16 protein-coding genes are annotated in these 24,431 nt (G+C 42.5%); 7 read left to right on the top strand and 9 right to left on the bottom strand.

The window, feature by feature from the left end; all coding sequences use genetic code 11:
- Window positions 1-266 precede the first annotated feature (266 nt).
- From DQW11_RS21825 to DQW11_RS21840, 4 genes are all read right to left on the bottom strand, one after another.
- Window positions 267-2,168 (bottom strand): P-loop NTPase fold protein, encoded by a 1,902-nt coding sequence (locus DQW11_RS21825; protein WP_113926265.1) that lies wholly within the window; start codon window positions 2,166-2,168, stop codon window positions 267-269.
- A 174-nt stretch (window positions 2,169-2,342) separates the two neighbouring features.
- Window positions 2,343-3,452 carry a Gfo/Idh/MocA family protein gene (locus tag DQW11_RS21830; RefSeq protein ID WP_113926266.1) on the bottom strand — a complete coding sequence of 370 codons (1,110 nt, stop codon included), beginning with the start codon at window positions 3,450-3,452 and terminating at the stop codon, window positions 2,343-2,345.
- Between the two features lie 154 nt (window positions 3,453-3,606).
- The gene (locus tag DQW11_RS21835; RefSeq protein ID WP_113926267.1) at window positions 3,607-4,482 is read right to left on the bottom strand and encodes a sugar phosphate isomerase/epimerase family protein; all 876 of its coding nucleotides are present in this window, start codon (window positions 4,480-4,482) and stop codon (window positions 3,607-3,609) included.
- Window positions 4,483-4,495: 13 nt separating this feature from the next.
- On the bottom strand, window positions 4,496-7,993 hold the full coding sequence (locus DQW11_RS21840; RefSeq protein ID WP_113926268.1) for a PVC-type heme-binding CxxCH protein: 3,498 nt from the start codon (window positions 7,991-7,993) through the stop codon (window positions 4,496-4,498).
- Window positions 7,994-8,144: 151 nt separating this feature from the next.
- On the opposite strand from DQW11_RS21840, the gene DQW11_RS21845 reads away from it, so the two are divergent.
- Complete coding sequence (locus DQW11_RS21845) at window positions 8,145-9,020, top strand: AraC family transcriptional regulator (RefSeq protein ID WP_113926269.1); 876 nt, start codon at window positions 8,145-8,147, stop codon at window positions 9,018-9,020.
- Window positions 9,021-9,070: 50 nt separating this feature from the next.
- On the opposite strand, the gene DQW11_RS21850 is transcribed toward DQW11_RS21845, so the two are convergent.
- The 4 genes from DQW11_RS21850 to DQW11_RS21865 all read right to left on the bottom strand — a co-directional run bounded on the left by DQW11_RS21850 (window position 9,071) and on the right by DQW11_RS21865 (window position 16,559).
- Window positions 9,071-11,659 carry a M14 family zinc carboxypeptidase gene (locus tag DQW11_RS21850; RefSeq protein WP_113926270.1) on the bottom strand — a complete coding sequence of 863 codons (2,589 nt, stop codon included), beginning with the start codon at window positions 11,657-11,659 and terminating at the stop codon, window positions 9,071-9,073.
- Between the two features lie 800 nt (window positions 11,660-12,459).
- Entirely contained in the window at window positions 12,460-14,301 is a 1,842-nt protein-coding gene (glmS, locus tag DQW11_RS21855; protein WP_113926271.1) for a glutamine--fructose-6-phosphate transaminase (isomerizing), read from the bottom strand.
- A 121-nt stretch (window positions 14,302-14,422) separates the two neighbouring features.
- Complete coding sequence (locus DQW11_RS21860) at window positions 14,423-15,766, bottom strand: DUF4270 family protein (protein WP_113926272.1); 1,344 nt, start codon at window positions 15,764-15,766, stop codon at window positions 14,423-14,425.
- Window positions 15,750-16,559, bottom strand: coding sequence for a glycogen/starch synthase (locus tag DQW11_RS21865; protein WP_113926273.1), 810 nt, complete (start codon window positions 16,557-16,559; stop codon window positions 15,750-15,752). Before DQW11_RS21865 ends, DQW11_RS21860 begins: the two co-directional genes overlap by 17 nt.
- A 125-nt stretch (window positions 16,560-16,684) precedes the next feature.
- Between DQW11_RS21865 and panC the strand changes: the two genes are divergently transcribed.
- The 6 genes from panC to DQW11_RS21895 all read left to right on the top strand — a co-directional run bounded on the left by panC (window position 16,685) and on the right by DQW11_RS21895 (window position 21,944).
- Window positions 16,685-17,533, top strand: coding sequence for a pantoate--beta-alanine ligase (gene panC, locus DQW11_RS21870; protein ID WP_113926274.1), 849 nt, complete (start codon window positions 16,685-16,687; stop codon window positions 17,531-17,533).
- Window positions 17,534-17,554: 21 nt separating this feature from the next.
- Window positions 17,555-17,902, top strand: coding sequence for an aspartate 1-decarboxylase (panD, locus tag DQW11_RS21875; protein WP_113926275.1), 348 nt, complete (start codon window positions 17,555-17,557; stop codon window positions 17,900-17,902).
- A gap of 2 nt (window positions 17,903-17,904) precedes the next feature.
- Window positions 17,905-18,906, top strand: a complete 1,002-nt coding sequence (locus DQW11_RS21880; protein ID WP_113926276.1) for a lysylphosphatidylglycerol synthase transmembrane domain-containing protein — start codon at window positions 17,905-17,907, stop codon at window positions 18,904-18,906.
- A 32-nt stretch (window positions 18,907-18,938) separates the two neighbouring features.
- Window positions 18,939-19,631, top strand: a complete 693-nt coding sequence (locus DQW11_RS21885; protein ID WP_394337154.1) for a zinc metallopeptidase — start codon at window positions 18,939-18,941, stop codon at window positions 19,629-19,631.
- A gap of 104 nt (window positions 19,632-19,735) precedes the next feature.
- On the top strand, window positions 19,736-20,875 hold the full coding sequence (locus tag DQW11_RS21890) for an acyl-CoA dehydrogenase (RefSeq protein WP_113926277.1): 1,140 nt from the start codon (window positions 19,736-19,738) through the stop codon (window positions 20,873-20,875).
- A gap of 139 nt (window positions 20,876-21,014) precedes the next feature.
- Window positions 21,015-21,944 (top strand): AraC family transcriptional regulator, encoded by a 930-nt coding sequence (locus tag DQW11_RS21895; protein WP_113926278.1) that lies wholly within the window; start codon window positions 21,015-21,017, stop codon window positions 21,942-21,944.
- Window positions 21,945-22,022: 78 nt separating this feature from the next.
- On the opposite strand, the gene DQW11_RS21900 is transcribed toward DQW11_RS21895, so the two are convergent.
- Complete coding sequence (locus DQW11_RS21900) at window positions 22,023-24,428, bottom strand: TonB-dependent receptor (RefSeq protein ID WP_113926279.1); 2,406 nt, start codon at window positions 24,426-24,428, stop codon at window positions 22,023-22,025.
- Window positions 24,429-24,431: the final 3 nt, after the last annotated feature.

The following is a 24,431-nucleotide window of genomic DNA, read 5'->3' on the forward strand; positions in this document are numbered from 1 at the left end:
GTGCCGATCAAGTCGGCACTACACAAGGTAAACATCCAAGTGAACGATCACTGTATGCTTCCTCTCCGGTATCGTAAAGGTAAAAAAAATTAAAATAATCTTGATTTTAAAGATAGTACCTACACCTAGATTCACCATCAAAAGTCAAACTACACTCAGAAAGGGGTTCATGACGGAAAAGCCGTCAAACTTCTCAATAGCCTCCAATAAAACCTTGGGTAAAGATGAAATAGGTTAGGCTTTAAAAAACCCCCGAGGGGATTATTTCAAACTGGGAAATTAAGTTCACCTTCTAATAAACATTTTGAAAGGTAATCTAAACTTGCATTATGTAAATTTTTCCTCTTTCTAATTCTTGTTGGATTATCTAATTGTTCTCGAAGTTTAATTACGAAGGCTTTTTCGGGAAATAGCTTTTCAAAAATGTTTTTTCTATACCTGTTGATAAAGTAATGTCCTAGCTTCCAAATCTGTTCGTTGTCAAGTTTGTTAATTGTCCTGATAGTTTTATTTAAATTAAACTCCATCCAAAAAGGAGAAAAGCGATATTCTTTGTTTAGGTCTTGAACTTTTTCAATGAAAGCACTATAGTCGTTTTGGAAAAGTTTAAATAAATTTTCCAATTCATTGTCATTAGTTGTTTCCCTGAGCGAATTATTTATTTCTAGACAAAACCTAACTATTTCAATAACATCATCTTTAAATTCTAAATCCTCGCTAACTGACATGTAAAAATCTATATTTGAGAGGTATTTATAATTTGGTCTACCTTTTAAAATGCCTTTTTTAAATCTCTTTTTTAGTTTAATAAAATTTAAATTTAGAATGTTATTAAATCGAGTTGCGAAATGAAAAATTGTTCCATATTGTTGAAGCTGATATTTCCCTTCATCTAGGAATGATAACATTTTAAAAGTTTTTTCGCGGTATTCTTTATCGCTTAGGTTTAAACAATTAAAATAACCTAAATCATTTAAAATTTTTTCTTGATCAGGAACTAATCCATCTTTGATTATGAAATATGCCTCAAGCTCTTCCTTCAATTCATCGATCTTGAATGCCCTAGTACCTGTTATGTAATCAAAAATGGATTTAAAAAAATAGTAGTTCTTATTTGTATAATACTTCTTCTTAAAAATTTCAATGTAATCCAGTTCTTCGGATTCAACTCCTTTCTTTTTTATTTTATCTAAAAAGCTATTAGAATCAACAAATTCAAAACGACCTTTGTCTATATCAATTATATCTTCAAGGTTTGTAGAGTTTAGTAAACCAAGTTTATACTCAATAGAAATAGCTAAAGTGAAATCTAAAATGGCTTTTTGTTTTTCATTTTTTAGAACTGAAAAATTATCATCCGCTTGAAATATGCTTTCAATAGGGCCAAAAATTTGTTTGAAATGCTCTATAAAGAAAACTAAGTTTCGGAAATTGTTATTATTTACTTCAATGGTTCTTACAATTTCATCTTCTGAATTAATAAGAAATTTATGATAAATACTAAATGCAGATGAATATCGACTGTCGATTATTTGGTTGTAGATTTTTTTGGGATTTGGGTTGTACTGAATAGAAACTCCAATAACTTTCTCCCTTAGGTTAGATGAATAGTTCGTGTCTTTAATTAGTTGCTCCTCATTTGCAATAATAAGAATTTTGGCGCCTTGATTTTCTACTAAAGAATTTATAAATCCAAAAACGTCTCTTAAGTCCAGTGAATCACTTTTACGGTCTAAGTCGTCAAAACAAATAACTAATTCATCATACTTAAGCCAATCATCAGCATCTTGGTTTATATCTCCAATATATTTATCAATGTCCCCTGCTTGATTAAGTTGTGCAATACCTCGAATTATTGATTTCCCGATTCCTGCTGCAAGTTTAAGTCCCTTACTTTTAAGAATAGGAAATAGTTCTATGAAAATTGCTGTTTGTATTTCTTCTAAACTCTTGAAACCAAATAAGGAAATATGAATAGGAGTAAATTTTTTAGATTCGTCTTTTATCAAGGTAGTTTTTTTTATTTCTGGGGCAAGCTCATTTTTATAAAAATGTGTTTTACCAACCCCATATTGCCCGTTAATAATCACCGCATAATTTGTCTCTATTTTAAGATATTGTAAAACAATATCGATTTGATGTGTGCTCATTTTTATGTATTTTTTCATGGGGAATATTTAAATATCTGATTAGTTTATCATTAATCCAATCCTTCCTTCAAACATTCTGTTTATTCAAATCCTCTGTTTTCCATCCCCTAAACCCCACAAAAAAACCACCGCAATTGCAGTGGTATTTGAGGTTTGATTGTGTTAGTGTTAGTAGTAAATATTGTGATGTGCTTACCTGAGGGTAAAGGAAGGCAGCTTCATGATCTGACCACCGGCCATCGCGGACTCATGGGCAAGGATTCCTACGCAGGTGATATTGGCGGACTGTCTTGCATCAGGATAGGGAGCCCTTCCTTCGTGCAGGGCTGACAGAAATTCATTGACAAGGTGCGGATGCGAACCGCCGTGTCCCGCCCCTTGGATAAAGGAAAGGTGTTGGTTGTCATCCGAATCATACACCCCTGCGGTGGTGAAGGAAGCGATTTCCTTTGGCAGCAGGTGGGCATAATCAGGGATTTTGACCCGCTCGGGGACTTCCCCGGTATGGATGACGGAGTCCTCATGCTCGATCAGTGTCCATTCAAATGACTTTTTGGAACCATAGACATCAAAGCTTTCGCGGTATTGTCTCGCCGTGTTGAAGAGCGAGCGGGTAACTTCTGCAGAGAGGTCGGAGTCTTTGAGTTTGATATGGCAGGTTTCAATGGCAAAGGGAGAACCGTATTTTGGGATGAGGTTTTCGTCTATTCTTCCCGACCCAAAGCATGACACGTATTCGGCCTGTGCTTTTGGCAGTGCCAATACCGGTCCCACGCAGTGTGTCGCGTAGTGCATCGGCGGCAGCCCTTCCCAGTATCCCGGCCAACCGGCCATCTCCTGTTGGTGACTTGCTCTCAGAAACTGGATTTTACCCAATTCCCCTTTCTCATACATCTCCTTGACAAAAAGGAATTCACGGGAATAGATCACCGTCTCCATCATCATGTACGTCAGTCCTGTTTTCTCACAGGCTTCGACGATCTGACGGCACTCTTCCACAGTCGTGGCCATAGGCACGGTGCAGGCGACATGCTTGCCGGCCCTGAGTGCTTTGAGCGATTGCTCGGCATGGGATTGGATCGGGGTGTTGATATGGACTGCGTCTATGTTTGGATCTTTGAGGAGCTCATCGTAGTCGCTGTAGCGTTTCGCTACGCCAAAGGCATCTCCGATTTCATTGAGCTTGTCTTCGTTTCTTTGGCAGATGGCATACATATTGGCTAGCGGATGCTTCTGGTAGATGGGGATGAATTCCGCCCCAAAACCAAGTCCGACGATGGCGATGTTGAGTTGTTTTGGCATATGGCTTTTATGGTTATTTGTTAGAGGTTAAATGGTTATTGGGTTAATGGTTATTGGTTAAGGGTAAGTGGTAAGAGGTAAAAGGTAAGAGGTAAGAAGATTTTGGGGCTCTCCAGCTCCGTGCTCCCTGTGTGCTTTGTGGTGAAAGACCTCCCTAGTGTGTGAATTGTTTGCCGGAAAGCCAGTCCTTGAGGAAATGAAGTCCGCGGGAAGCAAATTCATCCTGACTTGGTGCAAGGGGTTTCCAGATGCAGACAGCACCGGCGAGTTCCTGCACATTTGGCGTAAAGCTCTCAATCGAAATCACTCCGGTATAGTTCACGGCAGCCAATCCCCTTTTGAAGGAGAACCAACTTGTCTGACCAGTTCCGGGGATGCCGCGGTGGTTTTCGGAAACCTGCACGTGGAGCAATTTATCCCCGACATGCCTGACGGCTTCTTCCAGATTGGATTCTTCAATGCTCATATGAAACCCATCCAAGAGCACTTTGGCAGCGGGATGGTTGATGTCTGAGATGAGCTGCATGAGTTCCTTCGTGGTATTGATCAGGTCAGTTTCGAAGCGGTTCAAAGCTTCCAAAGCAATCTCCTGTCCCATGGACTCAGCCATCTGGCAGACTTTGTGTAGGTTGGTGACGGCGCGGTCCCACTCTATCTTTCGCTGCTCGGGAGAGACGAGCCTTGCTTTTCCCACCGCAGAGTACATCGGCCCGGCCACGAACTTGGCGCCGAGAGCAGAACTGATCTCAAAGCATTTTTGCAGGTAGTCAAAGCTTGTCTTGTGAAAACTCGGATCATCATGCGTCAGGTCCCTTGTCGGCCCAAAAGCCCCACAAATGATGGGCTGCAGGCTGAATTCTGCAAGTGCTTTTTTGACGGAAGGAATGTCGATCAGATCCGGGTTTTCGACGGGTATTTCTACCGCGTCGAAGCCCATTTCTTTGATTTTTGAGAATAATCCAATTGTATCTTTTTGGAAAGGAGATGTCCAAAGCCAGGTGCTGACACCAAAAGTTGCATTTATTGCCATAATTTCCCGGTTTTTACTCGACGATCATTTTACCGTTCATGATGCGCCAATGACCCGGTACAGTACATACAAAAGGATATTCTCCTTTTTGGGTAGGTGCAGTGAAAATGATGGATTCGAGCCCTTCAGGATCCACAAGCTTGGAAGCGATAATGATCTCAGGGATATTGGGGACATAGTTTTTTTCGATTCCTTTTGGATCTCTTGCCATTTCGTCAGCGGCTTTTCCTACCTTTTCGAGCGAACCAATCTTGGCAACGATCAGGTTGTGCTGCATGAAATCTTTGTTTTCGAAGTCAATGATCACTTGCTGTCCGGCTTTCACCTTGAAGCTTGTCACATTGTACTTCATTTCATGGGGAATGACGCCGATCTTCACTACCAAGGCATTTTCCCTTGATACCGGAGAGGCTTTTTCAGGTCCTTTGGCCAAATATTCCTGCAGGTTGAAGTTGGGATCTTTGAGGCTGAGGTAGCTGTCTCTACCCATTCTTCCCCTTAGCCAAGAGAAACCTTCGTAGTCACCGACCTGATTTTCTTCACCCATGTCATTGCCGACACGGATTCTGTCCGGAGTCAAGGGAGCGGTAAATAGGGAAGGTGCTTTTGCTTTGGCAACCGGATTGTCATTGACCTGCAATGTCATCACTCCGCCCTCAAGGAGCTTTGCTTCCACCTTAAACAGTTCCTTTGGCAGGTTGCCGGCGGTGATTTTATAGGTTTTGCCGTTTTGTTTTACCACCCAATTCAAGGTAGATTTTTTTACAAAAAGGGAATACCCGTTCATCTTGTTTCCCTGCGCGGCGATGACTCCTTCGAGCGGTTCGTTTCCTTCCGCCAACTCGGTGACGATATGGATTTCTTTGTTGCTGACATCAGGAGGATAGACGATCGCTGCCCTTCTGTCGAGGTTGTATTGCTCGACGACAAGACTCTTGGTCAGCTTTTCTGTCAGGGTGTAGAGAGAATCTACTTTTTCTTCAGGGAAAAGCGTGGCAAGGTTTTGTTCAAAATAACTTGGATGGGCGAGTACCCCGGAAAAAATCACCTGAGGAAGATAGGCGTCTTTGCCGTTGGCTTCGTCCTGACTTGCTTCATAGATCAAAGAGCTGATCTCAGGAGATGTCGGGATTTCTGCCAACGCAAGGAAAGTAGCTTTCCTTACATTGAGGTCTTGGTCCTGATGGAGTTTGTTGGATTGGATCAGTGCAAAAGTTTCCTGTGTTTTTGGAAGAACTTCAATGGCGTTTTTCCTGACACCTGCAGAAGGGTGACTGAGTGCTTTGCCGACTATTTTGAGGGCATTGGCATCATCACCGCTCAGTGCGCCGAGGCCATGCAATGCCCAAAGGGCATGGTTGGCAGCGGTATTGAGACCGATTTCATCCACATCCGTATTTTCAACCAGCTTGTATAGGTCACCGATGATGCTTTTGTTTTGGGTTTCGACAATGAGCCTTTGGGCAGTCATTCTCCAAAACATGTTGTCGCTTTTCAAGCCTGCGATCAGGTCAGCGTTTTTGGTCGGATCAATGGAGAATCCTTTGTATTCCGGCGCGCCTCTGTATACCAATCTGTAAATCCTGCCGTGCTTGGCATCTCGCATCGGGTTGATGTAGGCATTTCCGGCACCGTTTTCAAATCCTTTTGGAGTAGGATTGTGCTGGATGATAAAATCATACCAATCCGCAATCCAAAGAGAACCATCCGGTCCGACTTCAGCATGCACTGGAGAGAACCATTCGTCTGAACTTGCTACGATATTGAAGCCGTTCTTTTCTTTGAATCCTGATCCGTCTTTGGTGATGATGGCATTGTGAAGTACCCTTCCTGTTGGTTCGGCCACAAAAGCCACCCTATTCCAATAGGATTTAGGGAAAGTTCTTGCTGTGTAGAAGTTATGTCCTGCAGCAGCGGTATAGCCGCCATGGTAATCCACCTGTCTCAAAAACTGCGTCAGGTGCGGCATGTCGTAGTGGCTGTCAATACCAAAGACGGTATTGTTCATCCCACCTGCAATGGGTCTTTTGACGTTTTTGTTGGTCATAGCCAAGTAGGCAGAGTGCTGACCGTTGGCAGTGGAAATGAAGACATTGAAATCTTCCGAGAAGCCAAGTCCCCAGGTATTGTTACTTGTCGAACCTAAAAACTCAAAATTGGATGCATCAGGAGCGAATCTATAGACACCTTGGGAGAAATTGAATTCCTGCCCGCCAACAGTTCCTTTGAAACCTGAATATCCCAAAACACCCCAAATGTTATTGTCATAGCCATACTTCAGGTTGGAAGGTCCGGCGTGTGTATCGCTTTTGCCCCAACCTGTGATCAATACTTCTCTTACATCGGCTTTGTCGTCACCGTCTGTATCTTTTAAGAATACAAAATCCGGAGCCATGGAGATGAGGATACCTCTGTTCATGGCCATGATGCTTGTGGGGATGTTGAGTCCATCAGCAAAGACAGTTACTTTGTCAGCTTTGCCGTCGCCGTCGGTATCTTCAAGGATTTTGATGCGGTCATTTCCGCCTTCAGTGCGGACTTCGTTAGGATAATCTTCTGTTTCGATCACATACAACCTTCCCTTTTCATCCCAACACATTGCCATTGGATTGACGATCTGAGGCTCAGAAGCGAATAGCTGCAATTCAAATCCTACAGGAATCTGAATCAATTTCATGGATTCTTCCGGAGAAAGCGGATGTTGGTATCTCGGTGCCGGGTCTTTGTTTTCGTAGTTTGGAATGACGGCCTCTTCAAAAACCGGTTGAGGGATTTTGAAATCGGCCACCTGCTTGGCTACATCATCTCCTATCGCCCAAATTACGCCATTGGCGACAAGGGTATGGAAGTTCGGCTGAGACCAAGTGCGTTCATTGTGTCCATAAGCGGTATAAAATACACGTCCTTTTCCTTGATTTCTCACCCAAGTCCAAGGCTCGCGGTGTCCGTTTTCTTCCCTTTCCATCAGGACGGTCATGTCGGGATTGATCCGGGTATGGATATAGGTTTCATCCCATGTTTCAAATACTTCCACGCCCTGCATTACGGGATGCTCAGCGGCAATGATATCAACCTTGAAATCACCCGTGCCATGCGATTGGAACTGTCCGCCTACGGCTTCGACATACCAATCAGAATTCTGGAAACAGAAAGAGGCACTGTGGAGGGGAATAAAACCTTTGCCGCTTTCCACATACTCTTTGAGGGCAGCTTCCTGTTCTACAGTAATACTGTCGTGGTTGGCATAGATCATGATCCCGTCATACTGATTCAGGTTGTCCAGGTTCAGGTCATTTGGATCAGAAGTATAGGTGAGGTTTATGCCTTTTTGGAAAAGTGGTCGAGCCAGATAAGGCATCAGTTTCTCCGAATCATGGTGCTTGCTGTCATGTCCGAGGAAAAGGATTTCTGCTCTTCTTGGCCCTGTGGGAAGCTCCGGTAAATTGGACTTTTTGCCACAACCGATGACAGAGAAGAGGAGAAGGAGGAGGAGTAAATGAGAATATCTCATGGATGGTTTTATTTAGGGGAATTTAGGGTTTATTGGAAGATTCAAATTCCACATTTATCAAATGGCAATCTTCCTTTTTTTTTGCTGATTATGACTTTATTTTGTTCAAAAATTTAATTTTCATGTATAATTATGGCATAATTGACTAATCATGAAACAGGCACTTCAAAAATCAAGGATTCCTGAGGACAAAGCTTTCGTTGCCAAAGCGCTTGTTGCCCCTAATTTTGACAAACATTGGCACTTTCACAATGAGTACCAATTGTTCTTGGTTTTGGAAGGAAAAGGGACAAGGTTTATCGGCGATCAGATGAAGCCTTTCCGTGAATTTGACATGGTTTTTACCGGTCCAAATCTCCCGCATCTGTGGCGGAACGACCCGCAGTACTTTGATAAAGACAGCGGCCTGAGGACCAAAGGGATTGTGGTGTACTTTGGCAAGGACTTTTTGGGAAATGCCATTCATGATAAAGAGGAGTTTGAAGGCATCAAGACCCTGCTCCAAAAATCAGAGCGGGGATTGGAGATAACCGGAAAGACCAATGAATTGCTCCGCCCTCAATTTGAGAAATTGACGGAATCAAAAGGAATTGACAGCATCCTGAAATTGCTGGAAATCCTGAAAGTCCTGTCCGAATCCTCCGATTGCCATCCGATCACTCAGGCCGGCTATATCAACACCAACAAAGAATCCGAAAAAGACCGGATGAGCAAGGTATATGAGTATGTAATGGAAAATTTCCGCCAAAAAATCCTGCTTGAGGAGGTGGCCTCCATGGCCAATATGACGGAAAGTGCTTTTAGCAGGTACTTTTCTTCGAGGATGAACAAATCCTTTTCGGAGTTTCTCACCGATGTCAGGATCGGGCATGCCTGCAAATTGCTCCATGAGATGGACGCCAATATCAGTGAAATCTGTTATGAGAGCGGTTTCAATACCCTTTCCAATTTCAACAGGCAGTTCAAAGAAAGGATCGGCGTGACTCCTTTGGTTTACAAAAAGGATTTCTTGAAAACACTTGGGTAGAAGAAACCCTCCAAGGGTTCTGAACCCTTGGAGAGTTGGATATTTATAGATCAATCCGCAGTCCCGCCTTCGATCACCTGACCAAAGAATATGGCATTGAGGAAAAGCTTGTTGGTTCCGTACCATATCGCCCTGAAGTTGGGGTTGTCTACCATGCCGATGACACGTCCCCGGCCGAGGCGCTTGACCTGAATGGCGCTGCTGTTTCTGACCATTTCGAGGTTTTCGGGATGGACATAGCCACTAGCCAAAGGCTTGTCTGTATAGACCATGGGATTGGAGTAAGGATTTTTTCCCGGTTCGAGCACTTGGTTGCTGTTTCTGAAAGTGAAAATTTCCGACTTGCCATATCCATAACCAATCGGATGGGTCACATCTAGCTTTGCATGGAAAATCGTACCGCTTGTCATCCTTGCTCCGGTGTTTTCTGTATAGTCTGCATAGGGTAGGTCAGGCTTTTTCTCTTCTTCAAGGGTATCCTTTTTGAAGGTAAAAGAAACCAATTCATTGCTATTGAGCCAGGTCATGGCATTTCCCCGGGCGATCAAAGTATTTCCGGCACTTGCCCAGGATTTGATTTCTTCGGCTTCGGATTTTCCCCAACTTGAATAATTGCCATTCGGCATGATAAGGACATTGTACCTGCTGAGGTCTGTATTTCCCAGTCTTTCTACAGGGAGCAAAGTTATCGGCATGTCAAATCTTTGGTCTAGCAAATGCCACATTTCACCGGCTTCTCCACTCGCTACACCTGTCCCGACCAAGACGGCGACTTCAGGTTTTTTCAGTACATCTATGCTTGGTGAACCGATATTGACACCTGCAGTATATCCCGTGCTGATGCCATAGACGGTGATTCCCGTTTCGGCAGCAAGGGAAGTTAATGAAGAGTGAAGTTTGGTGGCAGCATCTTCTTCAGCATCTCTTTGTGTACTGACTAGAATACTTCCTCTTTTCAGGACCTTTCCGTCAGCAAGGGTGATCGGTTCATGGGTCAGGCGAACCAAAAATCCTTCATCCATCAATTTGTAAGCAGCCTTTGGCGCATAATAATCTGCCCATTCAAAGGCGTAGGCATAGGCGTTTTTTTCACCGATCAGGGCTCCGGCTTTTTTGCCAAAATCCTCCTCGAGAAGTGTGACATCGGCAAGATTCATGATTTTGCTGCTCAGCGCGGTGTAGTCAAGGTTGAAGGACATCGGCAATGTCCATGCGGAGACGTCGTAGAAAAGACTGTCTTGAAAGTTGTTTCGGGTTTCAAAGATCGCTTTGATCAGCTTGTATTGGGGCTGGTCAAGGGGGACGATATAGGCTTTTTCTTTCTCAAAAGAGACACCGTTGACAATGATATTTTGGTTGAGGGAGTAGACATCGATCTGATGCTGTTGAATCATTTCAGCCAGGTGAAAACCACGTGCGGCATCTGCGGTATCACCAAAGATATATGCCTTGTTGGTGTCCACGGCAGATTCTTTCAAGGATTCAGCATAGAAATCCTGCATAAACTTGTTGATTTCTCCCCGCATGTTTTTGGCGGCCTCAAAGGAACTCACGCTGGTGCGGAACTGATTTCTGATTGTAAAGGAAAAAGGCAGCGGTCCGTAGATACTTTCCTGCAAATGCCCTCTTGAAGAAGCCTGCTCAAACAAAATGCCTATCGAACCCTGGATATCCGGATAAGTGGAGCCATAGCCAAAATAATACTCGTCAAAACTTTCCCTCGAATGGTAAAGGGAACCCATCTCATCCATGGCCTTGGCGTGGTATTGGGCGATTTTTTCAGTCAGTTCCAGATTTTTCTTTGGAGTCAGTGGATGGTCCCGGCTTGGGATTCCCGGCTGAAAAAAGAATGTGTTATTGGTTCCCATTTCATGGTAATCCAGATAAATATTTGGAAGCCATTCCTGAAATTTAGCAACCCTGTTTTGTGATTCCGGATGCTGCACGAGCAGCCAATCCCTGTTGAGGTCAAACCAATAATGGTTTCCTCTTCCGCCCGGCCAAGCTTCGCTGTGTTCACGGTTTGCAGGATCGCCGTTGAGGTTGTATGATCGGTGGGTATTGACCCAAGAAGCGTAGCGGTTACTTCCGTCAGGATTCAGTGCGGGATCTATCAGGACGATGATATTTTTCAGATCTGCCTCGATTTCATTGGCAGCTGCAAAATGGTAAGCGGTCAAAATCGAGGAATTGATAGCACTTGCCTCATTGCCATGGACCGAATATCCCGCTGCCATGACCAAGGGCATTTTATCAAAATCAATCTTGGCATTTGGGTCACGGAGTTGCTGTCTGTCGGATTTGATTTTATCGATGTTGGCGAGGTTTTCGGGAGAGGTGATCGTCAGCATGATTTGGGGCCGCTTTTCATAGGTATATCCGATGATTTCAAACTTTACCCGGGGAGAACTGTCTGCAAGTTTTTCAAAATAGCGGATGACCTGATCGTACCCTGCATTCCATTCGCCCACTTCAAACCCCAAAATGTCTTTTGGCTTGGGGATTTTTTCATTGTAAGTAAAACCTGGGGGAAGGTAATATTGAAGGGAGATGTCTGCGGTTCCGGCAGGACTTTTTTGTCCAAAAACAGAGAGGGTGGACAAAAGGAAAAACAGGAAAAGACTTTGTAATTTTTTCATGGGAAGGTGGTTTTGAAGGCGGAAAGGAAAATAAGGAAGAAAATTTATTTTTTGCCAATTCGTTCACAAAATGCAATGCTTCCTTATTTGTTCAAATACCCCTCGTGTAAAAGCTTATATTGAAAGATTTCATTGTATTTTATAATTCACGCAGAGACGCAGAGGAAAAGGAAAAAAGGAGGGAATTAAAAATGCTGAATGAATAATGGTTTGGGAGGTACTATCATCGGCGGGTGATATGATCCTGAAGGGATCAAATAATAATAACCCCGAGTAATCCCGATAGCTATCGGGATTACTCGGGGATAAAGACAAAAAATACGATTTTGGTTTTTGGCCGAAACAAGGAGAAGAGAGTTATTAGAGTTTCCGCCAAAAACAGTGAAGCTCAAAATCCTTTGCGTTAAAAAATATACCCCACGCAAGTACGCAGAAGAAATAAAGAAAAAAGCACATGATGCAACGTAAGCAAAAGATTAAACCACCAAGGAACAAAAGGGAACAAAGAGAATAAGAATACAAAATTTTCCAAAGTCGGGTGTTTGAATATGCTTTCGCAGTATAAAAAGGTCAAACACAAAGGAACAAAAGGGAAAAAGATCGGGCTTTTGTTTTATTTGTTTCTTTGGGTTCAATAAATACTGATGTAATATTATAAAACAAAACTGCCCTTCGGAATTACCTAAGGGCAGTTTCATGGTTTATATCAATTTTTTACCAAAATCTAAATAGGTATTTTAAACCCACCTTTCACCTCTTACCTGTCACCTTTTTTTTCTACCCTTTAGCCAATAACCTATTTATTCCACCGTCACCGACTTCGCCAGATTCCTTGGTTGATCGACATTACAGCCTCTCATGACTGCGATGTGGTAGGAGAGTTGCTGCAAAGGAACCACTGCAATTAAAGGTACAAAGGCTTCTTCAGTATCAGGGATTTCAATCACGTGGTCAGCGAGGCCTCTTACAGTCGTATCGCCTTCGGTTACTACTGCGATGATTTTACCTTTTCGAGCTTTCACTTCCTGAATATTGCTCACCACCTTATCATACGAACTGTCTTTGGTCGCAATGAATACCACCGGCATTTCTGCATCAATCAAGGCAATAGGGCCATGTTTCATCTCCGCCGCAGGATAACCTTCAGCATGGATGTAGGAAATTTCTTTCAGTTTTAAAGCACCTTCCAAAGCTACAGGGAAGTTATACCCTCTTCCCAAATACAGGAAGTTGCGGGAATCTTTGTACTCGGCTGCAATGACTTTGATTTTTGCATCAAGTTTCAGTGCCCTTTCGACTTTGGATGGAATAGTAGCCAATTCATTCAACAAATGCATGTACCGTGTTTCAGACAAAGTGCCTCTTTGGTATCCCAATTTCAAGGCCATCATGGTCAAAACAGAAATCTGTGCCGTGAAGGCTTTGGTGGAGGCCACTCCGATTTCAGGACCTGCGTGGGTATAGGAACCCGCGTGCGTTGCCCTCGGGATCGAAGATCCCACGACATTACATACTCCGAAGATGGTCGCTCCTTTGGATTTGGCCAACTCGATGGCGGCCAAAGTATCGGCTGTTTCACCTGATTGGGAAATGGCGATGACAAAGTCTTTTTCTGATATGACGGGGTTTCTATACCTGAATTCGGAAGCGTATTCTACTTCCACAGGGATTCTTGCAAATTCCTCAAAGAGGTATTCGGCTACCAAACCCGCGTGCCATGAAGTTCCGCAGGCAGTGATGATGATCCTGTCGGCATTTTGGAATTTGTTCATATAATCCCTCAGGCCACCAAGTACCAACCTGCCGTTTTTGGCATCCAACCTCCCCCGCATACAATCGGCAATAGACCTTGGCTGCTCGTTGATTTCTTTCAACATGAAATGCTCATAACCGCCTTTTTCGATGGCTTCGAGTTCCATTTCCAATTGGTTGATATATGGATTGGTCTCGACGTTCTCAATGGTTTTGATCTGGAGCTTGTTGTCACGGATGACCGCGATTTCATAATCATCCAAATAGACCACCTGATTGGTGTATTCAATGATGGGAGTGGCATCTGAAGCCAAAAAGTATTCATTCTCGCCAACGCCGATCACAAGCGGTGAACCCTTTCTTGCCGCAATCAGCGTGTCAGGTTCTTCAATGTTCATGATCACGATGGCGTAAGCACCGACTACTTTGTGCAAAGCCAACCTTACTGCTTCCTCTAGGCTGCAATAATTATTAAAATAGATGTCTTCTATGAATTTGATAAAAACCTCAGAGTCTGTTTCACTTTGGAATTTGTACCCCTTGTTGATCAGGTCTGTTTTCAAGACATCATAATTTTCAATGATGCCGTTATGGATCATTGCAAATTTTTCATTGGAAGAATAATGGGGATGGGCATTGACATCATTGGGTTCGCCGTGGGTGGCCCAACGTGTATGTCCTATGCCGATTTTTGAATTCAGGTTTTGGAAAGAACCAAGATGGTTTTCCAATTCTGATACCTTGCCCTTTTTTTTGTAAATACTCAGGCCGTCTTTGTTGAGAAGGGCTACCCCGGCGCTATCATAGCCGCGGTATTCCAGTCTTTTAAGTCCTTTGATGATGATTGGCAGGGCTTCTTGTTGCCCCACATAAGCTACGATTCCACACATATATAAAAATTTAAAAGCCCAAATCTAAACTTTTTCGAATTACAAGTGCAAATTCTAGGTGAAAAATTATACTTCTACAAAATTTCTCGTGGATTGCTCCGACTTCTTTAAAATTACTTGCCTACAAAGATCTGCTTCTTGAATAAAAGATTTTCAGTTTGATGGTGTTTTGGTCAAAAACATAATCTCTCAATGATTGAATGATACTTCTGTCCTGGGTGGAGGAACCAGGGTATAAAAGGAAGTCTTTTCTGACCAGTTTTTTTCTGTAAATAGCATTCATATGCGAGGTAATGAACTGTCTGTAATTCTTTTCATCCTTGATGAAAGCTAGCAAAGCAGGTTGGTCAGAATATATTGGTTCTGAAGTGGTGGGGTCCACCTGAGTCCTTCCATCGGGCTGTACCGCCATAGGAAGTCCATCGGTCCTAAAGAGTACCTCATTGGTTTCATTCGTGAAAAACATCATGTGGAATTGTGGAGGTAACCTATCTTTAGAATAGTTGACCAAGGGACCCATTTCTAATGTCACTTGATTGAAATTCGCATTGACCAATGTATCCAAAAATTCATCTAAGGGGCTCATGTCTAATTTCACATACATTCCAAAAGTAGATTTGCCACCTACAAATTGGCCAACATCATATGCGGTAGTGGGTTCAGTAACACCCTCAATTGGTGTACCTGTGGGATCGTTGATCACTTGACTGAAATGTCTCGCCAAATTGAAATTGATTCCTGTCGCGATAGGATATGCCCGAGAGACAGTGTCTCCTTCGTTTTTGAAGTAAAAAATAAATCCGGTGTTATTTCCCACAATTGTGCTGAAACCTACATTTTCACCTTCTTCGGCTTTGAAAGCAAGGCCGGGCAAAAACTCACGAAAGGAAAAGATATCCTGAAAATACCTGCCGTTTTTTAATTCTGCGAAAATTTCTTGGGTCAGTGCATTATTGATTTTGGTAGATACGATAGTATCCTGCCTGTCGGTAAAATCAAATTTGGCACTAAAAGAAGGGGTAGGTTCGTAGGCTACACTGCTGAAATTAAAATAATCTACGTCCCTGATCTGCTCTGTGAGTAGGTGGACGTGTATAGTTTTGGGATTGATGGTATCTGCCGTCAGAACCTCCCGCATGTTAATCAGAAACCTGACCGAATCCAGGACTGCATTTTCTTTGGGCCTAGCGATATCCCTGTTGAAGAAGAGTCGGGTATACCCTATGCTTTCTGTCTTTCCAAAAAAATCACTTTCTTCATTTCCGTATACGAGTACACCGCTGTTGGTGGTACTCAGGGAATCTTGTAGGACTACAGTAGCAGACAGGGATATTTCTTGGTAGAATACCCCTATCTGATTGTTTTCCGGATCGAGTTCCAAACCTATATTGGAAGGATCCTCACAGGAAGTTGCAATGGTAAGAACAATGAATAATATCGCGGACAGCTTAGCCGGCCAAGTCATTATAGATGTTGTAATAACTTTCAAAAAGTTTCTCTTCTTCGTTGTTAATCTCACACTGTTTTTCTTTAGAGCACTCCTCGATGAGTTTGCTGAGGTTTTCGGATATGTCTTCACTTTTGATGACTACGTCGGCATATTCCATTCCTATTTTTAGGAAGCCTTCGTAATCTTTGGATTTGAGTGGTGCAAGAATGGCATCATCGATATCCACCATTTTGACTTTCTCAAACAAATCGTCGCCAAATTTATGGGTAAATCCGGTATTGTAAATAGCAAAAACCGATTTTGTATCCTTAAAGAGAGGCTCGTTTTTGTAGGTAGTTTTGAGGTACATGGGGATCAGACTTGTCATCCAATCATTGCAATGTACCACATCAGGAGCCCAGCCTAATTTTTTTACTGTTTCTATGACTCCTTTGCAAAAGAAAATTGCCCTTTCGTCATTGTCTTCGTAGAATTTTTCATGCTTGTCATGAAACACACTTTTTCTCTGGAAATAGTCTTCATTGTCGATGAAATAAACCTGAAGCTTGGCATTTGGAATGGAGGCAACCTTGATGATCAAAGGTTTCTCTTCTTCTCCTACGGCAATGTTGATCCCTGACAGCCTCACTACTTCATGCAATCTGTTCTTCCTTTCATTGATGAGCCCAAATCTCGGCACAAGAATACGGATTTCCATCCCCATTTCCTGCATCGCCTGGGGCAGGGCCCTGACGAAATTTGCCACCTCAGAAGTCTGTAAAAACGGATTGATTTCACTTGCAACGTAGAGAATACGGAGTTTGGACATACCTTGTTGTGTTTAGATGAGTGATAATAAACGCACAAATATACAAAAAAAAGCGGTAAATCCATTGTATTTCTAAGGAATAACATAGTTTTGCCTCTATTTTACATTCGCAAAGTACAACAATAGTGTATATCCTTGGGACCAAAGAAGAGGTAAACAGTAACCTTCAAATTTTCCGAAACCGCAATAAAACCATTGGTTTGGTGCCCACCATGGGCGCTTTACACCAAGGTCATTTGGAATTAGTCAAAATCGCAAAACAATATTCTGACCTTGTGGTAGTGTCTATTTTCATTAATCCAACCCAATTCAACAACCAGGAGGACTTTGAAAAATATCCAAAAACTTTGGATAAAGACTTGGAACTGTTGGATAAATCCGGGGTGGATTACCTTTTTCTGCCAGATACCATGGAGATTTATCCCTCAAAGCCTATGCTCTCCATAGATTTTGGACATTTGGATAAAATTTTGGAAGGTTCCTTTCGGCCGGGCCATTTTAATGGCGTGGGGATAGTTGTTTCCAAACTGTTAAATATTGTTAAACCCCATCATGCCTACTTCGGACAGAAGGATCTGCAGCAGGTGGCGATCATCAAAAGGCTTGTCCTTGACCTTTCATTTGATGTCAGAATAAATGTCGTCCCCACTGTCCGTGAAGAAGACGGGATGGCGCTTTCTTCCAGAAACCTCAGGTTGGATTCAGAATCCAGGCAATCGGCAAGGATTATTTCCAAGGCATTATTTTTAGCAAAATCAGAACTTTTAGATGGCAGACCTTGGTTAAACATCCGGAAAAAGATCAACCAGATGTTTGAATCCGAGCCAAAAGCGAAATTGGAATATTTCGAATTGGTAACTTCTGATTCCTTTTACGTATTAGAGGATATCGGAGAAGAGAAAAATGTTTCAATCTGTACCGCGGCTTACTTCGGCGATGTCAGGTTGATCGACAACATTTCCATATTTGATTAAATTCGCGCAAAATTTCCCCACATGCACATTCAGGTTTTAAAATCTAAAATCCACAGGGTAAAAATTACCCAGGCAGAATTACATTATGTCGGTAGCATTACCATAGATGAAGACATCTTGGACGCTGCCAATATGATAGAGAATGAAAAAGTAGCCATCGTCAACATCAACAACGGCGAAAGACTCGAAACTTATATCATCAAAGGAGAAAGAGGAAGCGGCATGGTTTGTCTCAATGGTCCCGCTGCAAGAAAAGCGCAGGTCGGCGATATCGTCATCATTATTTCCTATGCTTCTATGGATTTTGAAGAAGCTAAAAAACACAAACCGGTCATCGTATTTCCTGATGAGCACAATAAACTGATTTAAAGGTGAAATTAAACCTCAAGCAATGGGTCCAGGTGGCATTGTCTATGATAGTTGCCGTCTGGATTTTTTGGTTTTTGTACAAAGACATCAGTCTAGATAGTCTCTTGAAGGCAGTTTCAGAAACCTCCTTCCTTTTGATAGGGATTTCTGTTTTGGTTTCCCTTCTTGGATTTTGGCTTAGGGCCTGGCGATGGGCACTCCTTATAGATGCTGATCAATCCATTAAAACCCAGACTTCACGGACTTTTTGGGCACTCATGGTTGGTTACTTGACCAATATGCTTGTGCCGAGAGCCGGAGAATTGGCTCGCTGTGGGGTTTTGGCAAAAACCGATGGCTTACAAATGGGCAAATTATTCGGGACGGTAATCCTCGAAAGAACAGTTGACCTTCTATTTCTCGTTTTCACCATCTTCCTGGCATTTGTCATTGAAAGAAACCTGTTTCTGGAGCTTTTTTCGGAACTTGTTTCTGTGGAAACTTTGGTAGAAAAAGTAACCCAATACCTTCCTCTTCTAATCGGAGGCTTATTGGTAATGGCCATTTTCTTTTATTTTGCTTTTCTGAAATACAGAGAAAGTAATATTTTTAGAAAATTAAGGCACTTTACCCGCGATTTGGTCAAAGGCATCATCAGCATCAGGCAAGTCCGAAACCAATCCGGGTTTTGGGGAAGCTCTTTTGCAATCTGGATGATTTATTATGTTACCTTGGTTTTGGTAGCTTGGGCCATACCTTCTACTGCCAACTTGTCACTGAGCTCACTGCTGATGGTGATGGTAATGGGAAGTATTGGCATGGTTGCACCGGTTCAGGGGGGGATTGGGACCTTTCACGCATTGGTGGCCTTTATTTTGATAGCTTATGGTCTGAGTGAGGCGGATGGGAAAATATTCGCTGTGATCGTTCATAGCAGTCAGGTTTTGACGATTGTTATCCTTGGGCTTGTTTCCTTGGGAATTGTCTTTAAAATAATTGGCAAAAAAGTATCCAAATCTTCTTAATTTCGTAAACACTTAAGCAAAAAATAAAAACTATGATTATTCTAATTCTTATTGTCGTTGTCTTCGCAGGACTTGGATTTGTGGTTAGCTCAAAGCTGAAAAGCAAGTTCAAAAAGTATTCACAGACTCCTTTGATGGCAAATCTTTCAGGTAAAGAAATTGCCGAATTGATGTTGGCAGATAATAATATCCGTGATGTCAAGGTAGTGTCTGTGGAAGGTCAGCTTACTGACCACTATAACCCTATGAACAAAACGGTCAACCTCAGCCCGGATGTATTCTATGGCAGAAATGCAGCTGCTGCTGCTGTGTCCGCTCACGAGTGTGGCCACGCTGTGCAGCATGCGCGTTCTTACGCTTGGCTCAATCTCCGATCTGCCATGGTTCCCGTACAGAACGCGAGCGGCAAAATATTGAACATTGTATTGATAGCTTCTTTATTTGGAGGCTTTATGTTGGGTCTTCCAAAAGAATTTATTGGGTATATAGTAGTAGGGTCATACAGCATCTTGACTTTATTCACCTTGGTGACATTGCCTGTAGAATTTGATGCAAGTAATCGTGCCTTGGCTTGGGTAAAAGAAAGAAACATTGTCACACCTTCAGAGTTTGAAATGTCCAAAGATGCTTTGAAATGGGCAGCTATGACTTACGTAGTAGCAGCACTTGCCTCATTGGCAACTTTGGCTTACTATATTTTCGTTTTCTTTGGAAACAGAGATTAAGGAAACTTAAATTGACCAAATGAGTTTACTTTAAGGGGCAAGAAATTGCCCCTTATTTTTTTTTCTTATATCTTCCGACCGAAATTATTAACCCAAATATTCTTATGAATTTTGAATATACAGAAGAGCATATAGCCGTCCGAGACGCCGCAAGGGAGTTTGCCCATTCCGAACTATTGGCAGGTGTAATTGACAGAGATACAGAAGGTAGGTTTCCCAAGGAGCAGGTCAAAAAAATGGGTGAACTTGGATTCATGGGCATGATGGTAGACCCCAAATACAACGGGGGAGGAATGGACACCATCTCGTATGTGTTGGCGATGGAAGAAATTTCCAAGATCGATGCCTCAGCCTCGGTCTGTATGTCGGTTAACAATTCCCTGGTTTGTTGGGGTTTGGAAAAATATGGTTCTGAAGCGCAAAAAGAGAAGTATTTGAAGAGATTGGCGGCCGGTGAAATCATCGGTGCTTTTTGTCTGTCAGAACCAGAAGCCGGTTCGGATGCTACTTCCCAAAAGACTACTGCTGAATTGGCAGGTGACCACTACGTCCTCAATGGAACAAAAAACTGGATTACAAATGGCAGTTCGGCCTCTGTCTATCTTGTCATAGCCCAGACAGATGCTTCGAAAGGTCATAAAGGGATTTCTGTATTTATTGTAGAAAAAGGTCAGGAAGGATTTGTAATTGGAAAAAAAGAAGATAAATTGGGCATTCGAGGCTCTGACACCCATTCCTTGATGTTTTCTGATGTAAAAGTTCCTGTTGCCAATAGGATTGGAGAGGAAGGATTTGGTTTTACTTTCGCCATGGAAACACTCAACGGCGGAAGAATCGGAATCGCAGCCCAAGCATTGGGTATAGCTTCAGGAGCCTATGAATTGGCACTTGCTTACTCCAAGGAGCGGAAAGCTTTCGGAAAGCCTATCAATCAGCACCAAGCCATCCAATTCAAATTGGCGGATATGGCTACCCAGATTGAAGCGGCAAGGCTTCTTGTCCTAAAAGCTGCTTGGCTGAAGGATGAAGGAAAGGATTATGCCTTTGCAAGTGCGATGGCAAAACTCTATGCTTCTGAGGTTGCGATGAATGTCACCATTGAAGCAGTTCAGGTTCACGGTGGCTATGGTTATGTCAAAGAGTACCATGTGGAGCGTTTGATGCGTGATGCAAAAATTACACAGATTTATGAAGGAACAAGCGAAATTCAAAAAATAGTCATATCAAGAAGTATAATAAGATAATCAATTTTTATTTGGTAAAAAGGGCATAAAATCTATTTTTTATGCCTTTTTTCTTTTTATATCAAAAAAATATTGAATAATCACCTTGCTTTTAGAAAATTGTGATAGTTTTACGCCACAACCTATAATAACTGCTTTCATGGAATATTACAATAAGGTAATCGAATCTGTCGGGGTTAGGTTTCTGAAGGGAAACAATTTTAAAATTGAAAAACCTGTGACAGTATTGGATTACAGTGATACTGAAAATACCGTTTTATTGCTTCACCAGGGATCACTCAAGTTTTCTGAAGAAATGGAATTGGTAAACGAAGGAGAAATTCTTTTTATTCCTGCGGGAAGAAGGACAAATATTTCTTTTGGCCAACAGGGAAAAAAAACCGAAACCAATATTGAAGGATTTTTAGACAACAAAAGGAAATACCTTCAGACAATATCATTCAAGGAGATAAAAAGTGTCGAAGAGGATTGTGTCACCATCCTTAATTTTGAAGCAAAAGTCTTTGATGTCGTCAACTTTTTCCACTCTTTGGGAATTCCCCCATTCGTCATCAGGTTCAATGACCGGATAGCGACCATAGTGGAAGATATCATCAAAGAATCGGAGCAAAACACCCCTGGAAAAGAAAGGGTAATCAAGCTATATACGGAGCTTTTGGTGATTGAAATTGTCCGTCACGTCCTAAAGAACAGGTTGTTTGTCGAAGAACTTTCTACAAACAGCACTTACTTTAAAGATCCTAGGCTGATTGATTTGTTTAATTATATCAAGAAAAATATTGGTGGAGACTTGTCCAATAAAGTTTTGGCCAAAGTTGCCAATGTATCCGAGGATTATGTGGGTCAATATTTCAAAATGTTGACCGGAATCAATCCGCAGGATTATATTGAATACCAAAGAATGGAGGCGGCAGTGGAACTGCTCAGAACATCCAAGAAAAGTATCCGCGATATCGGCAAAGATGTAGGCTACAAAGATACAGCCTACTTCTGTAGAAGATTTAAGATGATGTATGGTTTGCCTGCCGGAAAAATGAGAAGACGAGAATCCTTGATCAACGTACAATAAACCCAATCAATTTGACTAAAAAAACCGTCCCCTGCCTAGTTGGGGGACGGTTTTTTCATGTTATTCCAAAGGAGATTTTTAGAATTCTACAATAATCCCAATGGTCGGAAGGATAGTGCCCGCAGGATTGTCTATAAATCTCATCTGGTACCTGGTCGGGTCATTTGGGTCAATTTTGATATTTCCGTCAGTATCCCTTACCGGAATCAAAACCGGAGGTTGTTCGGCCTGAAAGTTGAAAACATTCTGCACATCAAAATACCAGTTGAGGTTCCATTTATTGAAGAAATACCGCTTGTCAACCCTGAAATCAAGTTGGTTGAATGCTGAAAGTCTTTGACTGTTGATCTGATTGAAATCCAAAACTGCACGTCCGGTCAAGTCCCAAACTTCTATCAGCGAAGAAGTTTCTACATCCACAGGAGTGAATGGTAATCCTCCCAAATACCTCCATCTGGCACCGATTTCCCAGTTTTTCTTGAATCTTCTTCCTGCTGTCAAGCTGACAATAACCCTGTTGTCCCATGCAGAGGGTACAAATCCTTCAGTATTGGGGTTGGTAAACTCACTTCTAACCAAAGTGACCGCGGCGATTCCATAGAAATTGTTGAAAAAGCGTTGCTGGGCCAAGAACTCAAGACCATAAGCCCGACCATCAGAATTGGAGATGACCGGTTCATTTCCGATAACCCCGAAATCCGCCCCGAGATTGGCAAGTGAAATACCATTTCTGATCGAAGAGGGATAATTGGAGTATAGTTTATAAAATCCTTCCACACTGAACCTTCTGCTTTTCTCAGGAATCACTTTTTCAATCCCTGTGATAAAATGCGTGGACCTGATAAATCGGATATCATTTATCTGGTTTTCAAGTTCTCCTTCACTGTTTCTATAGCCTAAGGCAGTGTAAGGTGGCTTTTGGTAGTATATGCCGACATTTGCAGTCCAAAAAAGCTGTGGTTTAATCTGGTAAGACACTGAGGCCCGTGGACTTAGCTGGTTGAGCGGGTTTTGGGCAGTTTTACCAAAGGTACTTCCGTCCATTCTCAAACCTGCCGTCAGTAAGAGGCGCTCATTGTTGAAATATTTACTCGCCGAAACAAAACCTCCATAACTGTTAAAAAAGGCCTCTGCTTCCGTGGTGATTACCTCGCCTTCGGCAGCCAATGTGCTTCTGTCAAAGTCGCTGATGAAGTACCTGGCATATTCGTAATTTACCCCGTACTTCAGGTTAAAGCCTTTGGCAAAAATCGAATTCTCCGCACGGAACTTGTTTTCGCTTTCCTGCGAAGTGTAGTCAAACAATAGGTTATCTGGGTTGCTGCTATCGTTTTTTGCATATTTATAGGACCTGTTGTTGAGCATATTCCTGCTCAAAATGAAAGTCCAGAATCCATTTTCCCTAAACCTTTTCAATTTCAAACCTGTGGTATAATTCCATTGGGTAGAAACAGGGAGATTTTCTAGGGTGTAGAGCCTTTGTTCTCTTTCTTCCTCTGTTTCGTCTTCCGGAACATCAAAATTCAAAGCGAAGTCATCAATCGCACCCACACCGATAAAAGTCAGTTCGGTTTTTGCATTGAGTTTTGTTGTAGTTTTTAACTGAAAATCATTGAAAGTCGGAAGGAATGGAAGTTGAAGCTGTCTGAAGAGAAACTGAAGGTAAGATCTTCTGGCAGAAAGGATATAAGTCGTTTTTTCACCGATCGGACCTTCATTGGATAGTGTCAGTTCACTCGCTCCCAAAGTCATCTGGGTAAACATTTTGTCTTTTCTTCCTTCCTTCAACTGGAATTCAAAGAATGAACTGAGCGAGTTCATCCTGTCTGCAGGGAAGCCACCGGTAATGACATCGACATTTTTGATCAGGTTTACGTTGAGAATACCGACTGGACCGCCTGAGGAACCCTGTGTCGAAAAGTGATTGATAACAGGTACCTCGATTTCATCGATAAAGAATTTATTCTCATTTGGCGCTCCGCCTCTGATGATGATGTCATTTCTAAAACTTGCAGTACTCGCCACACCTGGCAAAGATTGGATTACCCTGCTGATATCCCTGTTTCCTCCCGGATACCGCTCGATTTCATTGGTATTGAGCCGCCTTACGGAAATGGGTGTCTCCTCAGACCTGCTGAATTCTGCATCTACTGTCACTTCGGTGAGTTCTGAAGCCTCTTCCCGGAGGTCAAAATCAAGCCTGACTGCCCTTGCCAAGGTCACTTGGATTTCAAAGAAAGTCTTGGCCCGGTAGCCAATAAAACTCGCCCTGATATTGTAAAGGCCTGCAGGAAGGTCTGACAATACGTAATTTCCGTTTTCATCTGTCACTGTCCCAAAGTCAGTTCCCAAAACGATCACGTTGGCAAAGGGAATTCCCTCGTTGTTGACTGGATTGAAAACCCTGCCCCGGACTTCGGCTCCTTGGGCAAATAAATCTGAAAGCGTAAATGAAAGTAAGATAATTGTAAATAATAGTCTCATATG

It is taken from the genome of Cognataquiflexum aquatile (assembly GCF_003316845.1).
Lineage (GTDB): Bacteria > Bacteroidota > Bacteroidia > Cytophagales > Cyclobacteriaceae > Cognataquiflexum > Cognataquiflexum aquatile.